The sequence below is a fragment of the Oceanococcus sp. HetDA_MAG_MS8 genome (genome assembly GCA_019192445.1).
In the GTDB taxonomy this organism is placed as follows: domain Bacteria; phylum Pseudomonadota; class Gammaproteobacteria; order Nevskiales; family Oceanococcaceae; genus MS8.
The window spans coordinates 174655-192868 of sequence record JAHCMK010000005.1 but is presented as its reverse complement, the minus strand read 5'-3'; the positions used below and the strand labels follow the sequence as shown (position 1 = coordinate 192868).

Genomic DNA, 18214 nt, shown 5'->3' with positions numbered 1-18214 from the left:
AGACCTCAAAATAGCTCATCTAAGAGCTCCTCTGCAGCGTCTTCCTCAGGACTGGATGAGGTAGCCGCCGCGGCTGGCCCATTTTTGCGCGGCGCCTGGTCGGGTAATTTGCCCTCCAGGAACATCTCTTCACGGCCATCGCTGGCCAACAGCCCGGTCTCCGGATCGATGCGCGCGATCACGACGCCCGGAGGGGGTAAAAATTCCTTGGGTGGCAATCCTGGTAAGGCCTGCGCCATGAAGTCCATCCAAATGGGCAACGCGGCACGCCCACCTGTTTCGCCCCGCCCCAAGGGGGTGAGGTCATCAAAACCAATCCAGGTCACTGCCACCAAATCTGGATGGAATCCAGCAAACCAAGCGTCCCGCTGTTCATTGGTGGTGCCGGTTTTACCAGCAATGTCCTTTCGTCCTAGGGCACGCGCCTTGCGCCCGGTCCCGCGCTGGATTACGTCGCGCATCATGTCCCCAACAATAAACATGTTGGCGGCTTCTAAAGCGCGTGGCGCCGGGCTGAACTGCGGCTGCGAGGGTAGTCCGGCTGGCTCGGCCGCAGCCTCTATAGACGCGTCATCCACGGCAACCTCGGCGACCGGCTCTCCGGGTGGGTTCTCTAGGCTATTGGCGGCGGCCTGCGGTGCCTCCTCACATTCCGGACAAGCCTTTAATACCTGGGCCACTTCCACAACCGCTCCGTCAGCGGTTTCCACACGTTCAATGAACCATGGCTCCACCACAAAGCCTTGGTTGGCAATGACGCTGTAGGCCTTGGCGATGTCCTGCGGGCTGAATGTGCCACTCCCCAAGGCAATAGACAGGTCGCGCGGCAGGTTTTGTGCATCCAAGCCAAACTTCTGCGCATAGTCGCGAAATTCCGCGATTCCTACCCGTTGCAAAACCCGTATCGAAATCAGATTACTGGAACGCACCAAGGCCTCGCGCAGGCGAGTCGGCCCGCGAAAACGGCCATCATAATTTTCCGGGCGCCATGCACCACCCAAAGCGGGGTCATCGAAGACCACCGGAGCGTCATTCATGACCGTAGCCGTGGTGAGTCCAGACTCCAGCGCCGCCGAATACAACAAGGGCTTGAAACTCGAGCCCGGCTGGCGTTTCGCTTGAACCGCCCGATTAAATTTACTGAGGAAATAGTCGTAACCGCCGACCAGAGCGCGGATTGCCCCGGTTTGCGGGCTCATAGCAATCAGAGCCGACTGGGCCTGGGGGGCCTGCGCCAATTGCACGTCGGACTCCGACCCCCGCAAGTAGGCCCAATCTCCCGGCCGCAAGTCTTGCCTGGCGGTGCTCCACGGTATCTGGTCGGCAATCAGGGCATGCAGCTCCCCTTGAGCATCCAGAACATGCCACTGGTGAGCCTGCTCATCAGTCTGCGGGCTCACCGCTACCACCAAGGCGGCCTCGAGGCCAGCCACGTCAGGCATGTCTTCCAACCACTGCGTGGCCCAGGCCATGCGCGTATCCAAACTCGCGCCGAGAATGCGCTGTGCATCGAGATTAGTCGGCAACTCGGTACGCCCAGGAGCGCCGCGCCAAGCGTGTCTGGCGTCATAACTGAGTACACCAGCGCGCACCGCTTCTGCGGCCGCGCGCTGCAAGGAAGCATCAATGGTGGTGTAGACGTTCACCCCGCTGGTGTACACGGCCGTACCGTAGCGCTGCACCAACTCAGCCCGCGCCATCTCGGCCACGTACTGCGCATCCAAGCTGATGTCACTAGCAGCCAGGGCTTGCTTAACCGGCACCGCCTTGGCAGCCAACTCCTCCTGCTCCGTAATACGGCCCAATTCGCGCATCCGCCGGAGAACGTAGTTTCTGCGCAGCTCAGCGCGCCGCGGATTGGCCACCGGATTGTAGGCAGACGGTGCTTTGGGCAGCCCTGCGATCATTGCCGCCTCCGCCAAACTCAGCTCATCCACCGCCTTGCCGTAATAAATCCGTGCCGCCGCCGCCACGCCGTAAGCCCGTTGACCCAAGAAAATCTTGTTCAGATACAGCCGCAGGATTTCTGTTTTGGCAAAGCGCTGTTCCAACCGAAAGGCCAACAAAATTTCCCGAATTTTGCGTTCGTAGCTTTTTTCGTTGCTCAAAAACAGGTTGCGCGCCAATTGCATGGTGATGGTCGAGCCGCCCTGCGCCTTTTCGCCCGTGGCAATCAACACCCAAACCGCGCGCAACAAGCCTTGATAATCGACTCCAGGATGCTCGAAAAACCGATCATCCTCGGCGGCCAAGAAGGCATCAACCAACACCGGGGGAACATCCTCCCAAGCCAGTGGTTCACGCCGTTCTGCACCGAACTCGCCAATCACTGTTCCGTCCCTAGCCAGTACCCGCAGGGGCTGATGCAACTGCAGCTCCTGGGCTTGCTCCACCGGCGGCAAATCACGTGAGAAGTACAGCAGCACGGCCGCGACTGCGAGCAAAGCGAGCAGCCCCATGGCCACGCCGGCCAGCAGCAACGGTTTCAGGAATCGAGCCATGGAATAAGCCTGGGTTGGACGGTGTGCAGGAAAAGCGCAGACGATGCAGTAAGAACCCGAAGGCGAACACGCCAAGCGCGCATGCACCGCTACAGGCTCCTTATGGATTGCGTAGTTGTGCAAGCCCTGGATCGATAGTTTACCTTTGCAGACTTAATGCGCACAGCGAGCGCCATTGGGAGAGCGCATGAGGCGAAACATCCGATTGTTTGGGGGGAAGGACCACAGCCTCGTTGGGGTGGATATCAGCAGCGGATCCGTCAAAGTGGCGGAGATGCGTCCCACGAGTCACGGCTTTGAGCTGTTGGCTTGCGGGCGGGCTGACCTGCCAACGGGAGCGATGAATGATCGACAGGTTGCCGAACCCGAAGAGGTCGGCAAGGCTCTGTCGCGGCTACTACGGCGACTGAATGTCAACAGCCGAGACGCTGCTGTGGCTGTGACTGGCAGCCCTGTGATTACCAAAGTGATCACCCTTCCAGCCAGCTTGTCTGAGCGGGACATGGAGGAGCAAATCCGTTTGGAAGCGGACCAGTACGTTCCGTATCCTATTGAAGAGGTCAACCTGGATTTCACCGTGCTCGGGAATGCCGAACACGCTGATGGCCAGCTGAAGGTGATGTTGGCGGCCTGCCGTTCTGAAACCATCGACGAACGACTGGCAGCGGTTGAAGCGGCCGGCATGACGGCCAAAGTTGTCGATATCGAAGAGTTCGCGCTGGATAACGCTATTCTGCACTTCGCCATTCCACCGCAAAGCCACGGGGTCACGCTTGTGTGTGACATCGGCGCACATCACACCCTGTTATCGGTGATCGATGGGCATAGCCCCATCTATAGACGTGAGCAAAACTTTGGCGGTCGCCAGCTCACCGAAGACATCATGCGTCATTACGGCATGAGCGCGGCTGAGGCTGAAGAGGGTAAGCGCAATGGCACCCTCCCAGCAGACTACCCTAGCGAAGTTCTACCCTACTTCATCGACGATTTGGCGCAGCAAATTGATCGTGCTTTGCAGTTGTTTTTTGCCAACACCAATACCTACACCAGCGTGGACCGCATGCTCTTTGCAGGCGGCACCGCAAGCATTCCAGGCTTGCCCGAAACCATAGAAGAGAAGCTGGGCGTGAAGTGCGAACTGGTTGATCCCCTTGCTCAGGTCAGTATGGGGCCGAACCTCAGGCGCACCATCGCACGCACAGAAGCTCCTGGGCTACTGGTAGCCATGGGCCTGGGCATGCGCGGAGGCGATCTATGAACCGTCTTCCAGGCGAAATTCGGGTCAACCTGCTGGACTGGCGCGCGGCTCGTCGAGAAGCTCGCCAAAAACGCTTTATGGCCATGCTGGGTGGTGGGGCCTTTGCTGGCTTTTTGCTGGGTTTCGGCATCATGCAGGTGTATCAGGCCCAACTCCGGGGGCAACAGGACCGCAACCAGCGCCTGAGTCAGGAAATCAAGCTCACCGAAGCCAAAATCCAGGAAATTAAGGACCTGGAAAAGCTGCGCGAAGACCTGATTGCACGGACACAGGTCATTGAAAAACTCCAACAAAGTCGCGCTGAAACCGTGCACTTTTTTGACGAATTGGTGAAAACGGTTCCCGACGGGCTGTACCTCACCCGCGTCGAACAGCGTGAAGGTGATACGCAAATCGATGGTATTGCCGAATCTAATGGACGCGTTTCCACCTACATCCGCAACATTGAGGCATCCGAATGGATGCATCAGCCCAGGCTGGTTTTCATTCGCGCCAAAGAGAGCAACCGCCGCCGACTCTCAGAGTTTTCTTTGCGCGTCAAAATTGGCTCAGCCGCCGAGATGCAGGCTCCCAAAGAGGGATTTAGCGAATGAATCTCAATGAACTTGGACCGCAGATTAAAGCGCGGCTGGAGGAGCTCCAAGGTCTAGATACTTCCGATGTTGGAAGCTGGTCTGACTTTATCTATGGTTTCTTCACCGTGCTGGTCTTTATTGTCGTGGTGGCCGGCATGCTCTATCTGCAAGTGCAGCCGGTACAGGACCAAATTGACAGTGCACAACGCAAGGAACGACAGCTGCGTAAAGACTTTGAGGAAAAGCAGCGCAAGGTGGCCAACCTCGATGCCTACCGCGCGCAACTCGAAGAAATGCGTAAAAGCTTCGCCGGGCTGCTGCGTCAGCTACCCAGTGAGACCGAAGTCGCCAGCTTGCTCAATGACATTTCGCAAACGCGCGTAGCCGCTGGCTTGGAAGAAGAGCTATTCCAACCCGAAGAAGACCAGCCACGTGAGTTCTATGCGGAAATGCCCAATAGGATTGAAGTCGCGGGCGAATTTCATGATATCGCCAGCTTTGTCAGCCAAGTCTCGGCCCTGCCCCGCATTGTGACCATCCATCGCACACGCCTAGCTCCGCACCCGGACAAAGATGGCCTCCTGCGCATGACTGCGGTGGCCAAAACCTATCGCTACCTAGAAGAGGAGGCTAGCCCATGACGAGCCTGCGTCTGGGAGCCATTGCCGGACTGGCCTTGCTCAGCGCTTGCGGTAGTGACGGCGATGATCTGGATTCCTACATCGCAGAAGTGAAGTCGCGCAAATCGACCGCGGTTGAACCTATTCCTCAGGTGTTGGTGTATGAACCGCACCGCTACACTCAAGCTGAGGCGCGCGACCCCTTCTTGCCCTTTGCTCAGGGTCTTACGGATGCCACCGCAGCGGTGAGCACATCGACTCTAGCCCCAGACCCCAATCGCAACCGGGAGCCGCTTGAGGCTTTCCCTCTGGAAGCGCTCAGACTCAAAGGGCGTTTGGGATTTCAAGGGCAAGAGTTTGCCGTTATCGAAGCGCCGGACAACAAAGTGCACCGCGTACAAGTCGGAAATTACATGGGACAAAACTACGGGCGGATTTCCGCCATTACAGCGGCCGAAGTACAGCTTGAAGAAATCGTACCGGACGGCCTGGGGGGCTATACCAAGCGCACCGCCAGCGTGTCGTTGACGGGAGAAGAAGAATGAAAACCTGCCTGCGAATTGCCTTGCTTGCTGCAACAACGTTGACTCCGCTGTGGGCTCATGCCGCCACCCTCACCGCCATTGATGTAGAGCCAACGCGCTCCGGCGCTCCGGTGCAGCTCAAGCTGCGCTTTGACGGCCCAGCACCGCAACCCAGCAGCTTTGCGCTGGAATCTCCGGCGCGCATCTCGATTGATCTACCGCAAACCGAAGTTGGCCTCACACAGCCACAGCGAGCGGTCAATCAAGGTGTGGTTGAGTCCTACATCGTGCTTGAAACAGAGGCGCGGACTCGTATTGTCTTGAGCTTAGATGAGTTAACCCCACACTCCTTAGAGCGTAGCGGCAACCAGATTCTGGCCACCATTCAACCCGCTGTGAGTACGCCTGGAGCACAGTCCCGTGCTGAACTTCCTGCGGCCCGCATCGAAGATATTGATTTCCGGCGCTCGGAAACCGGAGCTGGGCAAATTCAGATTAGCTTATCGACCGCCCAAGCCAGCGTTGATGTCCGGGATGAAGGCGGCTTGGTGGTTGCCGAGTTCTTCAACACCCAGTTAGACACCCCCGCGCAAAAGTTGGATGTTCTGGATTTCGCCACGCCCGTCAGTCAGGTCACCGTGAGCACCCAGGGGCCTAGTTCACGCGTCAGCATTCGCCCGGTCGCGAATGCCGAGTTTGAGCGTGTGGCTTATCAGGTTGGCAAAACCTTCACGGTGGAACTCGCCCCCCTCACCCCGGACGAAATTGCCCGCCGCGCCCGTGAGGAGCCCGAGTACACGGGCGAGCGCATCAACTTCAGCTTCCAGGACATCGAACTGCGCGCATTACTGCAAATCATTGCAGACGTTGCGGGCAAAAACCTGGTGGTGTCTGATTCTGTGGTCGGCGAACTGACCCTGCGCTTAGAAAACGTGCCCTGGGACCAGGCACTGGACATCGTGCTGCGCACCAAGGGCCTAACCAAGTCCATTGAAGGCGATGTGATGTGGATCGCGCCGACTCAAGAAGTGGCCGCCAACGAAAAAGAACAGCTACAGGCCATGCAACAACGCATGGAACTGGCGCCGCTGGTCACCGAAGTGATCCAGATCAACTATGCCAATGCAGTGGACTTAGCCGAGTTGCTTGCCAGCGAATCGGGGGCTTTTCTCTCGGACCGCGGCCGAGTGAACGTGGACGAGCGTACCAGCGTGCTCATCGTCCAAGACACACGTGAACGCTTAGCGGATATCCGCCAGCTGGTGCGGCAACTCGACATTCCTGTTCGTCAGGTGCTGATCGAAGCCCGAATTGTCATTGCCAATGATGACTTCAGCCGCTCCTTAGGGGTGCGTGCTGGCGTTACCGGCGGCGAGAGCGCCGGGGACACCATCATCGGCATCGCTGCTGGTGGGTCGCAGCAAGCTTACGCGACCGCCCTGACCTCGGGGCAAGGTGGCCAACAACAACAGCAGCAACAACAAGGTGGTGGCGCTGAAAGCCTGCGCGGTAGTCTGGCACCCTTCATTGTGGATAGCATTCGCCGCGGCCAACAAATTCCCATTACCGGCCCGCAGTTCCTACCGAATATTGACTTCCCGGCCTCGGCCCCAGGATTGAACCCGTCAAACATCGCTCTGTCGGTTCTCAGCGGGGATTTTCTTCTAGACCTGGAATTGTCCGCTGTTCAAGCTGAAGGCAAAGGCGAGGTCATCTCCTCACCGCGAGTGATGACCTCAAACGGTATGGAGGCCTACATTGAGCAAGGCGAAGAAATTCCCTTCAACTCGGCAACAGCCACACAAAACCAAGTGCAGTTCAAAAAGGCTGTGCTGTCACTGCGCGTCACGCCGCAGATTACTCCGGACGACAAAATCATCATGCAGTTGCAAGTCACGCGTGATGCCCGCGGCCAGCTCACACCGCAGTCCGGCGGCGGACTCGCTGTCGGGATCGACACTCGCCGGTTGAACACACAGGTCTTGGTCGGCAATGGCGAGACCTTGGTACTGGGCGGTATCTACGAGCAGGACCAACAAAGCACGGTCACTAAAGTGCCCCTGCTCGGGGATATCCCCTACCTGGGCGCCCTGTTCCGGCAGAAATCCATCGATAATCAAGCGCGCGAGCTGCTGATCTTCATTACGCCAAAGATTGTCGCCGAGGACGTCGTCGTTCGCTAGGAAACGCTGATTTCATCGCTGCGCTTGTCATCTGAAACGCCGGCGGTGCGCGAGATCCTCACGTACATTTAGCACGCTGCGGTCTCTGTGCTCCGGCGGCGCTCCACCTGACTACGCTCGCGGATTAACTCAGCGTTCCCTCCACTTGCAGTGGCTGCAGAACCCCCTCAACCGATCACCGGCGGCTTAGACGCCGAGACGAAATCGCTGCACTCGTGACATGAAACGCCGGCGGTGCGCGAGATCCTCACGTACGTTTAGTACGCTGCGGTCTACGTGCTCCGGCGGCGCTCCATCTGACGATGCTCGCGCCCGAGCCCTGTGCCCCCCGGCTATCGAAGGACGTAGGCGCGACCCGCTAGGAGAGTGCCAGCCGGACGTACGGCAGCAGCCCTCCCGAGGATAGAGGCGGCTTCTTAAGTGCAATGGCTGGCGAAGAATTCGTAGCCGGCTCAGGGTGCGTGCATCAGCTCTAGCAGACGCGGCTGTAGATGCGCATTCCCGGCAACGGTAGATGTGGTCTGTAGCCCAATGGGGCCTCCATCGAGGTCGGTGATCACACCACCAGCCTCACGCAGGATCACGGTGTTGGCGGCAATATCCAAGATATTCAGATCGGACTCCAGTACCGCATCAATTCGACCGGCGCTGAGCAGGTGATAGTGGTAAAAATCGCCATAGCCGCGAATACGATGCAACTTCGGCAACAGGGTGCCCAAGGCCTGCCAACGAGCCGGCTGCTGGGCCAAACCCGCAATATTCCCCGTGGACAGGGTGGCTTGACTCCATTCGTTAACATCACTGACCTGCAGAGACTCACCGTTGAGCCATGCCCCTTGGCCCTTTTCAGCGCAGGCCAACTCATCGAACAACGGGGCGCAGGAGACGCCCAGAACCAGCTCCTCCCCCTGCATCAGAGCAATCTGGGTGGATATGAAGGGATAACCACGGACAAAGCTCTTGGTTCCATCCAGCGGATCAACCAACCACATGAACTCCGAGTCACTGTCGGAACGACCGGTTTCCTCGCCGAAGAACCCATACCCTGGGCAGGCTGCATCCAGAATTTCTCGAATGCGGTGTTCACAGGCGATGTCCACCTCGGTTACCGGGCTGGCATCGGCTTTGATCTGAACATCGAATTGGCTGCGGTAGCCTTTACGAATGAGGTCGGCGGCAGCTTGAGCGGCGTCTATAGCGGCCTGCAATCGAGGACTCGGCGTCATGGGATGAGATTGCGTTAAAGATGTGGCCGGCCAGTCTAATCTGCAGCGACCGCGGCTGCTCAGACTGGCCCTTCCGATAAATGTTTAGGCGTCCCCCATGCACATGGTGCAGGTTCTACACGGAAGATACGGTCGCAGTTGCGCTGCCAGCCCATGACCGTTGGGAGCTGCAGCAATTGGTCAATGTCGCTATGCTCCGAAACTTAGAGGGAAAGGTGTCTGCCCCATCGGGAGTGGTGGCAGGTGAAACGGGAAGCCGGTAAAAAGCCGGCGCTGCCCCCGCAACGGTAATTCGCGCGGCGTTCGATCATGCCACTGGGCCTGCCAAGGTCTGGGAAGGCCAGAATGCCTGACCAACGCGATCAGCCCGGAGACCGGCCTGGACCACTCTTTTCACCGGCTTGCGGAGGGCAAGGCGCGCGATGAATAACCGTGCATCCTGGCAGGGGGGATGCGCATGGGCTCTGATGCTGGTGGCATCGGGGCTGAGTGCGCGTACCGAACTGCCGCCAGTATCTGTGGAATCTTCAGCGCCCGCTGCGCGGGTGGCCCTGGACGGCTTGCGCCCGGACCTCAACCTGGCGCTTCGGCAGCTACCCGGCATGCAGGTCCGCAGCCGGGGTGGATTGGGCGCCTACAGCGAAGCCAGCCTGCGCGGCAGCAGCAGCCGCCAAGTCCAGGTGCTGCTCGATGGAGTTGCGCTACCGACTTTGGGTGGCGCGGCCTTCAATCTCTCCCTGCTTCCGGCCGCTGCCCTGGACGCTGCCACCCTGGACTATGAACGCAGCCGCGGACTCGCCGGCGACCTCCACCTGCACACTCGAGAGTCCAACAACGCCTACGCCGAGGCCAGCGTGGGTAGTTTTGGCAGCCAGCATCTGGGACTGGGCGGCTGGCAGGGCTGGCATGCTCAAATTCAAGGGGCCGACAACGACTTCCCCCTGCGCAACCCCTTCAAGCCTTTTGACCCCAGCGACCCCCAACGGCGGGCCGATGAACCGCGTAATAATGCGCAAACCGCCCAGGGCAGCCTGCTCTGGGCAGGGGAGTCAGCGCACCGCGCCCTGCTGGTGTGGAACGAGGAGGCGCTACCCAATCAGCGCAACACTGCCACGAATGAAGCCCAGCTACGTACAGCCTTGGCGTTCTGGGCCACGCGACTCAACAGCGGGCTGAGTCTGAGTCTGGGCTGGATGGATGAAGACTTCAGCGACCGCCGCGCGCAGGTGGCCCTGGCGGCCAGCGAAACCCGCGCGCAAACCGCCAGTATTGAACTCGCCCTTCCGCAAGAGCGGATGGATGGCGAATACCGGCTGGGGCTTTATCGCTACCGGGCACGCGATGCCCGTGGTGCCGCCGGCGATGTGGACGTCACCCGCGTGCAGTTGGAGCTGCCCTGGTCATGGGTCGGGGCGGCGGGCACGCTGCAAAGCTGGGTACAGCTCCAGCCCTATGCCGACCTCAGCCCGCAACTGGGCGATGACCAGGGCCTGGCCGGCCAGCTCGGCCTGCGTTGGGCCCCGCAAGTCCATCTGAGCAGCGCCATCCAGCTGCGTAGTCGGATTCCCAGCTTATTTGAGCGTTACGGTAACCGCGGACTCTTCCAGGGCAATCCGGACTTGGCCCCGGAACACGCCTGGGAGTGGCAACTGCAGTGGCAGCAGCCTGACTTTCAGGCCCAAGGCTTTGTGCGCTGGCTGCAAGATGCCATCGTCCCGCAATACACCGCCCAGGGCCTGGGGCGTAGCCAGAACGCCGGCCGCGCTCTAGTCGCTGGCCTCAGCATGAATCTGCAACGGAACTGGGGTCGCTGCGGACAACATGGCCTCAATGTAGATCTGCTGCATACCGAGGATCGCAGCAACCGCGTGACCACGGGCCGCCAACTCCCCGGACGCGCCCCCATCCAAGCCATTTGGAGCAGCCTGTGGGCGCTGCCCGGATCGCTGGAGCTGCGCTACCTCTTCGCGTTTGAAGACGGCGCCTTTTTCGACAGCCTGAATCTGCTGGCCACGCCCACCGTGCGGCGCCACGACCTGCAGCTGCAGGGCCGGTGGCAGCAATGGTTGTGGCGCCTGGAGGGCCGCAACCTCAGCGACGCGCGCTATGCCCGATTCAATGGCTTTCCGGAACCCGGCCGGCACTGGCAGCTCAGTCTGCGCCGGTCCTTTTAATACTCATTCCCTTCGCACAAAAAAAGAGGACATATGAACCGATTGTCTAGGCCCTTTTCCGCTGGAGCATGGCTAGCCTGCGCACTCACCCTGGGTGCATGCAGCGAGTCGGACTCGATCAACCCTGGCAACAACGCACTGCCCGCCGGCAACACGGCCGTGGTGGCAGCACGCGCTGCAGACTTCAGCAGTGGTGCTCACCTGCTGCTGGACCTGGACGGCGGCCTGAACAGTGCCCCGCTAGACCCCGGCTCCTCTGACCTGAGGGTCATCGGCGATGGCAGCACGCTGTATCGCTTGGCACGCTTTGGCAGCAACACGCTGAGCCGTTACACCAGCGATGCACCGGGCGTTGCAGAAGCCACCTTCTCCACCGAAAGCGCCGAGGAGGACACCCAAAGCAATCCTTCCTTGCTGGTTCCCGCTGGCCCGGGTCTGGGATATTTGCTGCGCTATGGCAGTGGCGCGCTCTGGGTGGTTAACCCGCAGGCTGCCACTGAGGCCGATTTCTTCCGCAGCACCATTGACCTCTCCGGTTTTGATAGCGACGGCGTTCCGCAAATGAGCGACGCGGTGATCATCGGTGGGCGGCTTTGGGTGGCGCTGCAGCGTCTGAACCCCAACTTTGCCGCCACGCAGGCGGGGCTGTTGATTGCCATTGATCTTGCGGATGACCGTGTTGTGGATTTAGACCCTGCTACGGCGGGCACTCAGGGCTACACCCTGCCCATTCGCAACCCCTCGACGCTGATCCCCACGCCGGATGGACAAACGCTTCTGGTGCAGGGTGACGGCGGATTTGATGGGAGTTTCAATCCCGTCTACGAGGGGGGGATTGCGCGCGTGTCCTTGGCCGATGGCAGCAGCACATTGCTGGTGGACGATGGCACGGCTGAGGACAACCCGCGTGGGCAGATCCTGGGCATGGCCCGTGATGCGCGCGGTCAGATCTGGTTCACGGCCGGCGCTGCCTTTGGAGGAAGCAGCCTATACCGCTACGACCCCGACAGTGAGGCCATCACCCTCTCCGCGGTCAACGCCACCCAGCAAACTCAGCTGAGCACCTTGCAGCTTGGCCCCCAAGGCCGCCTGTGGGTGGGAAGTGCCGGTGTGGATGGCAGCCAACCTGAAATACTGCTGCTCGACACGCAAACAGACAGCCTGCTCAACCGCAGCCCACTCGATCTGGTGCCTATCAACATCAGCTTTATTCAAAGCGCGTCACCGCAGTAGCGATACGGGGCGGCGGATGAGCGGTTATTCCGCCGCCCCATGTGTGCAGAAGTCCGCTCGCATCGCGGACGAGACCCGCGCCCACCTTCGCCGTTCCCGTCACGGCATAACGAGTGTCCGCATAGTCTCATGCGTAGCCCCACGGACCATCATCCGCAACGCGGACCAGCCGACTGCTCAAAGACAGGCGATGAGGCAGAGGCTCGCCGCCACCAAAGTTGGTTAAGATGCGATAGGGGTGTCGCACAACAACGCAACAAATCTGTGCCACTTCATGAACAAAGGAATCGGGAGGCCAGGATGAGCTTTGGTGTGGTGTTGTGCGTTGTATTTACCGTGACCTGGGTTGTGGGCATGCAGGCGCAAAGTGGCGCTTTGGTGACCATGCTGGGCGTGAATGCGGCGCTACAGCTGCTGCTTTTCACGGCCGTAGCCTGCATTCCTTACCTGCGCACACAGCGCATGTCCTATGTAGACATCGCGTGGCCTTTTGGCGTGGCTACCATCGGCGTTCTCATCCTGGTGCTTGGTGATGGCGCGCTGGTGCGCCGGGCATTGACGGCCAGCGTGTACTTATTGATTGGCTTACGCATGGGCCTTGGCGCTCTGACCATGGCACGGAAAACCGGGGTGATATTTCACACCGAGTTTCCGCGTTATCAGTATCGGCATATGGTGTTTGAGAAAGCCGGCACCCGCCACATCCGCCTCCACGTCTTGGCCGAAATTATGGCCCAAGGTTTGGCTAATGCCTCTGTGCTGGCACTGCCTGGCTTTTTATTAGCGATTAACCCCTCGGCTGAGCTCAGTGCTTGGGAGCTCAGCGGCCTCGGCCTCTGGCTGATCGCTTATCTGCTTGAGTCTACGGCGGATGCCCAGAAATTGGTGTTCATTCATAAAAACGCAGACCCTCAGGGTGTGTGCAATATTGGCCTGTGGCGATTCAGCCGTCACCCAAACTACTTTGCGGAATGGTTGGTTTGGACGGGCTTAGTGATTGCCGCGGCACCCTCTTGGTGGGCCCTCAAGGACTCTGAACCCGCTTTCATTTGGGGGGTGTTGGGTCTAGGCAGCGTGGCCGCATCGGGCATGATGTACACCACCTTGGTATATCTCACAGGGGCCGTGCCCGCCGAGTACTACTCGGTGCGTAAACGTCCGGCTTATGCCGATTATCAGCAGCGTACCAACCGCTTCTTCCCCTGGTTTCCGCGCTCAGAAAAATCTCTCAGCTGAGCTGGCCTCCCCCACAACCGCACCGCACATGGTTAGCATTCGGCCAGCACTCGCGTCTGATATTCCTGCTCTGCGACGCTTAATATCTCGCTCCGTAGAACAGCTCCAGGCTGCCGATTACGACGCGGCCCAGCGACGCGCCGCGCTAGGGACAATCTTTGGCATCGACAGCCAACTTATCCAGGACCAAACCTACTATGTCGCTGAGGTTGGAGAGGAGCTAGCAGCCTGCGGCGGCTGGAGCTACCGCAGCACCCTCTTCGGTGCCGATGCGCACAAAACGCAGCCAGACTCAAAACTTCAGCCCGCTACGGACGCCGCCCGCATACGCGCCTTTTTCGTCGCTCCCGCCTTTGCCCGTCAAGGCTTGGGCAGCCGCATCATCCACCATTGTGAAGACCAGGCCAAACTGCAGGGTTTTAGGGCTTTTGAACTCGGCTCCACCCTAAGCGGTGAGCGCTTTTATCTGCGCCATGGCTATCGTGAGATCGAACGGGTTTGGGTACCCTTAGCCAAAGCAGACCCCTTAGCGATCATCCGCATGCGTAAGCCCTAGCCTCCTGCAGGAAAAAACCTGCGTGATTGGTGGCGGCCTCACTGCTGCTGTGACGACTCTGCATCCCTGCATTCTTGTTGGACCCTACTCCCATGTTCGACTACACCTGGGCCCACTGGGCCGCTTTTGTCTCGGCCACAATGCTGCTGAATTTGTCGCCTGGCCCAGATCTGGCTTACATCCTCGGCCAGACCATCCGGCATGGTCAACGGGCCGGCTTTGTCGCTGTGATGGGAATTTGGACGGGGGCCTTTACCCATGTTGCCCTCGCGGCTCTGGGCTTGTCCGCCGTTCTGGCAGCCTCCGGCCGCGCCTTTACCGTGGTGAAATGGTTGGGAGCCGCCTACCTGGTCTGGCTGGGCGTTCAGGCCCTGCGCTCCGATGGGCGCTTCTCCGTCGAGGGTCAAGCCGCTCCACCACGGGCGCATGGGCGCATTTATCGTCAAGGCATGCTGGTCTCTGCACTCAACCCCAAACTCGCTCTGTTCTTCTTAGCCTTCTTACCGCAGTTTGTGGTTGCCGATGCCGGCCCAGTCGGGGCGCAGCTCGCCTTGCACGGAAGCCTGGTCATCGTGTTGGCTGCCTTTGTGGAGGTTCCTGCCGTGCTGCTGGGCAGCCGGCTGAGTCTGGCGATTAGCAGTAACCGCAATGCCGCTGCCTGGGTCGACCGTGGCCTGGGCTCATTATTTATCGCCCTCGGCCTGAGGCTGGCTTTAACTAGCTAGAAAGCAGGCCCTCGCATGGCGAGCATGGGTAGGGATCAGCGACAACGAGCATCTGGCAACACACGCATGAGCGGGCGGCAGGGCTGACCGTATACTGCCGCCAGCGATCCAGGAGACCATGCATGCCAACCATCATGATTACGGGTGCCGCTCAAGGCATCGGCCGCGCCACAGCAGAGCTGTTCTTAAGCCAAGGCTGGACCGTCGGCGCCTTCGACATCGACTTACCCCTGTTACAGGAATGGGCAGCGGTTTACTCCGAGCAGCAGATCTTTCTTGGCCACCTCGATGTGTGTGATGGACAGGCCTGGCAAGACGCTCTGGAGGCCTTCACGACATTTTCAGAACAGCCTCTGGACGTGCTCCTCAACAATGCGGGCATCCTGGCAGACGGGCCCTTTACCGAAGTGTCTTTGGATAAGCACCTGGCCATCATGGATGTCAATGTCAAAGGCATCATGACCGCTTGCCACACGGCCTACCCCTACTTGCGATCTGGCAGCCGGGTTATCAACTTATCCTCCGCCTCAGCCCTGTTCGGTCAGCCTGCACTGGTGAGCTATGCCGCCAGTAAGTTTGCCGTGCGCGGCTTCACCGAGGGCCTGCATTTGGAGTGGGCGGCGCAAGGTATTCATGTCTGCGATCTTATGCCCTTGTTCGTGAATACCCGCATGGTCGGCGGAATGACCCAGGTGGCCGCCACCAAAAGTTTAGGGGTGAAGCTGGTGGCGGAAGATGTGGCTCAGGTGGTGCTCAAAGCGGCTACGGAGAAAAAGCCACGGCTGCATTACCTCGTCGGCTTGGGCACGCATGCCTTTAGACAGGTGCTGCGGATGCTTCCAGACTCCGCCGCTATTGCACTTAATCGGCGTCTGACCGGGGCTTGACTGCGGCCCCGCTGGGCGCTGCATCCAGACGCTCGGGGAGGTGATCCATCACCACCGACAGCCGATCGCCCAACTGATTCTCCAGTGCCTTGTGCATTGCACGCGACACCTCTGGCAGTACGGCCTTCTCAACCAATGGGCGTAAATTCCAGATCACCGCCGCCAAGTCGCCAATTTTGTCCGACGGGGGCAGCCCGCCTTGCCACTGCGGGTCAACCACGTGGCGCGCCACCATCTCGACCATGCCCTGCGCGACCCTCTCGACATTTGCCCGCAAGCCCGCAATAAGATCCAGCATTTCCTCCAGCGGGATGCCATAGGCTGCTAGGGCTTTTCCAGCGGCCATTAATCGCGGGCTGGGGATCTCCAGAGTTTTTCCGCGCATCCGCACCACGTCCAGAGCCACCGCTTTACTTAGCGTGGCGGCGGTGAACTCACCGTGAAAATCGTCCTTGAGCTTTTGTAGCGTCGTTGTTTCTGGCAGCTCCTCCACAAAAGGCTGCGTCACCGCCACCTCCAAACCCAACAGCTCGGTGAGGTCACGCCCCTCCTGCCAAGCCACCATGAGTTCACCAATGGAGTTCAGGGTGTAGCCCCGTCCCAGCATGCTGGCGATGATGCGTAAGCGAGCCAGGTGATTATGGTTGTAGTACCCAGTTCGGCCACGAATTTCCGGTGCTGGCAGAAGGCCACGATCCTGATAGGCCCGAACATTACGCACCGTCGTTCCGGCCACGCGGGCAAGCTCGTCCACGGTGTATTCCCGCGAAGATTGTCCGCTGAGGTCTTGGTCGTGGGCGTTGGCTGCTAAATCCGGCATATCGCGCATGATACCCAGTCGTTAGCGCAGACTGTAGCGCTGAGCCCCATTTTTCACCCACAGCTCCAGCGATGCTCACCAGCGGGAAGCCGGCGTGGAGCACTCCCGATCGTTGGCTGGGGTTGAGGCCAAAGCCCTGCCCATAGTGGCGTTGTGGATGAAAGCTTAGGCATCACAGGGCCCAGCCGATGCTGCCAGCCACCGGCTCACGGAGGAGGCGAAATCCCTGCAGCCTAGGGCTAAAGTCGCAGACCCAAGCCTTGAAACATTGTCATGATGGGGCGTGGTGGCACTGCAACTGCCTGCCTACGGGGCATCACTATTCACTGGAGACAACCGGCATGACGAATAAACATAAAGACCAACTCGACCAGTTCATGCAGGGGCTCAAACGCCGCAACCCTGCCGAGCCCGAGTTTCATCAGGCCGTGTGTGAGGTGGCTGAACATATTCTTCCCTACCTGGACACGCGTCCTGAGTTCGCGCAAGCGCAGATTTTAGAAAGGCTCACCGAACCCGACCGGATTGTGAGCTTTCGCGTGTGCTGGGAAGATGACCAAGGGCAGGTTCGCACCCAACGCGGCTACCGCGTACAACACTGCAATGCCATCGGCCCCTACAAGGGCGGCTTACGTTTCCACCAGCACCTCACCCAGTCGGTGTTGAAGTTTTTGGCCTTCGAGCAAACCTTTAAGAACTCGCTCACCGGACTCCCTATGGGCGGTGGCAAAGGAGGCTCGGACTTCAACCCCAAGGGCAAAAGCGACCGCGAGGTGATGCGATTCTGCCAAGCCTTCATGACGGAGATGCACCGCCACATTGGCCCCTACTGCGACGTCCCCGCCGGTGATATCGGCGTCGGCGCTCGCGAGATTAGCTACTTATTCGGCCAATACAAACGTATTCGCAATGAGTTTGTGGGTGTACTCACGGGTAAGGGCTTAGCCTTTGGCGGCTCCGAGATTCGGGTGGAGGCCACCGGTTATGGCTGTGTGTACTTCATGGAGGACATGCTCAAACACCGCGGTGAAGATCTGGACGGGCGCAAGTGTCTGGTATCAGGCTCCGGTAATGTCGCCTTATATACCAGCGAAAAAATCATAGAGCTCGGCGGCAAGGTGCATAGCCTGAGCGACTCCGACGGGAGTATTTATGACCCTGAGGGTTTAAATGCAGAGAAACTCGCTTTTCTCAAAGATCTCAAACTCAACAAACGCGGCCGTATTCGCGATTACACCCAAGAATACAAAGCGGAGTATCTGGAAGGACAAGCCCCCTGGAGCTTAGAGGGAGAACTGATATTCCCCTGTGCCACGCAGAACGAACTGGATGGCGAAGCCGCCAAACAGCTCATTCACAATGGCTGCCAGGCCGTCGCAGAAGGGGCCAATATGCCTTGCACCAAACCTGCCATTGAGGCTTTCCAAGGCGCGGGCGTGCTATTTGCGCCCAGCAAGGCCGCCAATGCCGGCGGTGTTGCCGTGTCTGGACTCGAGATGACTCAAAACAGCATGCGCCTGAGTTGGGGACGTGAGGAGCTCAACCAACGCCTGCGGCAAATCATGGGCGACATCCATCGGCGCTGCGTAGAACATGGAGAGTCCTCCGAGGGGCCGGTGAATTATCTGCGCGGCGCCAATATTGCCGGCTTTGAAAAAGTGGCCTCCGCCATGCTCGCCTATGGGGTGATCTGATA

Annotated in this window: 15 protein-coding genes and 1 riboswitch; of the genes, 12 read left to right on the top strand and 3 right to left on the bottom strand. The window is 59.4% G+C overall.

From position 1 onward, the window contains the following. Nucleotides 1–5: 5 nt before the first annotated feature. The gene (locus tag KI787_10650; GenBank protein ID MBV6630412.1) at nucleotides 6–2501 is read right to left on the bottom strand and encodes a PBP1A family penicillin-binding protein; all 2496 of its coding nucleotides are present in this window, start codon (nucleotides 2499–2501) and stop codon (nucleotides 6–8) included. A gap of 187 nt (nucleotides 2502–2688) precedes the next feature. Between KI787_10650 and pilM the strand changes: the two genes are divergently transcribed. The 5 genes from pilM to pilQ are packed head-to-tail and all read left to right on the top strand — an operon-like array spanning nucleotide 2689 to nucleotide 7661. Then, nucleotides 2689–3759, top strand: a complete 1071-nt coding sequence (gene pilM, locus KI787_10645; GenBank protein MBV6630411.1) for a type IV pilus assembly protein PilM — start codon at nucleotides 2689–2691, stop codon at nucleotides 3757–3759. Then, nucleotides 3756–4352: a PilN domain-containing protein gene (locus KI787_10640; GenBank protein MBV6630410.1), complete on the top strand. Its 597-nt coding sequence runs from the start codon at nucleotides 3756–3758 to the stop codon at nucleotides 4350–4352. The genes pilM and KI787_10640 overlap by 4 nt, the downstream gene beginning before the upstream one ends. Further along, on the top strand, nucleotides 4349–4975 hold the full coding sequence (locus tag KI787_10635) for a type 4a pilus biogenesis protein PilO (protein MBV6630409.1): 627 nt from the start codon (nucleotides 4349–4351) through the stop codon (nucleotides 4973–4975). The genes KI787_10640 and KI787_10635 overlap by 4 nt, the downstream gene beginning before the upstream one ends. Then, nucleotides 4972–5499: a pilus assembly protein PilP gene (locus tag KI787_10630; GenBank protein ID MBV6630408.1), complete on the top strand. Its 528-nt coding sequence runs from the start codon at nucleotides 4972–4974 to the stop codon at nucleotides 5497–5499. The genes KI787_10635 and KI787_10630 overlap by 4 nt, the downstream gene beginning before the upstream one ends. Next, the gene (gene pilQ, locus KI787_10625; GenBank protein MBV6630407.1) at nucleotides 5496–7661 is read left to right on the top strand and encodes a type IV pilus secretin PilQ; all 2166 of its coding nucleotides are present in this window, start codon (nucleotides 5496–5498) and stop codon (nucleotides 7659–7661) included. The genes KI787_10630 and pilQ overlap by 4 nt, the downstream gene beginning before the upstream one ends. A gap of 452 nt (nucleotides 7662–8113) precedes the next feature. On the opposite strand, the gene KI787_10620 is transcribed toward pilQ, so the two are convergent. Continuing rightward, nucleotides 8114–8887 (bottom strand): inositol monophosphatase, encoded by a 774-nt coding sequence (locus tag KI787_10620; GenBank protein ID MBV6630406.1) that lies wholly within the window; start codon nucleotides 8885–8887, stop codon nucleotides 8114–8116. A 196-nt stretch (nucleotides 8888–9083) separates the two neighbouring features. Further along, a riboswitch (cobalamin riboswitch) is annotated at nucleotides 9084–9285 on the top strand. Between the two features lie 24 nt (nucleotides 9286–9309). On the opposite strand from KI787_10620, the gene KI787_10615 reads away from it, so the two are divergent. From KI787_10615 to KI787_10590, 6 genes are all read left to right on the top strand, one after another. Then, a complete protein-coding gene (locus tag KI787_10615) occupies nucleotides 9310–11061 on the top strand; it encodes a TonB-dependent receptor (protein ID MBV6630405.1) in 1752 nt (583 codons plus the stop codon). 33 nt (nucleotides 11062–11094) lie between these two features. Beyond that, complete coding sequence (locus KI787_10610) at nucleotides 11095–12294, top strand: hypothetical protein (protein MBV6630404.1); 1200 nt, start codon at nucleotides 11095–11097, stop codon at nucleotides 12292–12294. A 300-nt stretch (nucleotides 12295–12594) separates the two neighbouring features. Then, a complete protein-coding gene (locus KI787_10605) occupies nucleotides 12595–13530 on the top strand; it encodes a DUF1295 domain-containing protein (GenBank protein ID MBV6630403.1) in 936 nt (311 codons plus the stop codon). Nucleotides 13531–13558: 28 nt separating this feature from the next. Next, nucleotides 13559–14086, top strand: coding sequence for a GNAT family N-acetyltransferase (locus KI787_10600; protein MBV6630402.1), 528 nt, complete (start codon nucleotides 13559–13561; stop codon nucleotides 14084–14086). Nucleotides 14087–14178: 92 nt separating this feature from the next. Next, nucleotides 14179–14811, top strand: coding sequence for a LysE family translocator (locus KI787_10595; GenBank protein MBV6630401.1), 633 nt, complete (start codon nucleotides 14179–14181; stop codon nucleotides 14809–14811). A gap of 122 nt (nucleotides 14812–14933) precedes the next feature. Then, entirely contained in the window at nucleotides 14934–15698 is a 765-nt protein-coding gene (locus KI787_10590; protein MBV6630400.1) for an SDR family oxidoreductase, read from the top strand. On the opposite strand, the gene KI787_10585 is transcribed toward KI787_10590, so the two are convergent. Next, nucleotides 15673–16527 (bottom strand): MerR family transcriptional regulator, encoded by an 855-nt coding sequence (locus KI787_10585; GenBank protein ID MBV6630399.1) that lies wholly within the window; start codon nucleotides 16525–16527, stop codon nucleotides 15673–15675. The genes KI787_10590 and KI787_10585 overlap by 26 nt on opposite strands. A 332-nt stretch (nucleotides 16528–16859) precedes the next feature. Between KI787_10585 and gdhA the strand changes: the two genes are divergently transcribed. Continuing rightward, a complete protein-coding gene (gene gdhA, locus KI787_10580) occupies nucleotides 16860–18212 on the top strand; it encodes an NADP-specific glutamate dehydrogenase (protein ID MBV6630398.1) in 1353 nt (450 codons plus the stop codon). The last annotated feature ends 2 nt before the right edge of the window (nucleotides 18213–18214 follow it).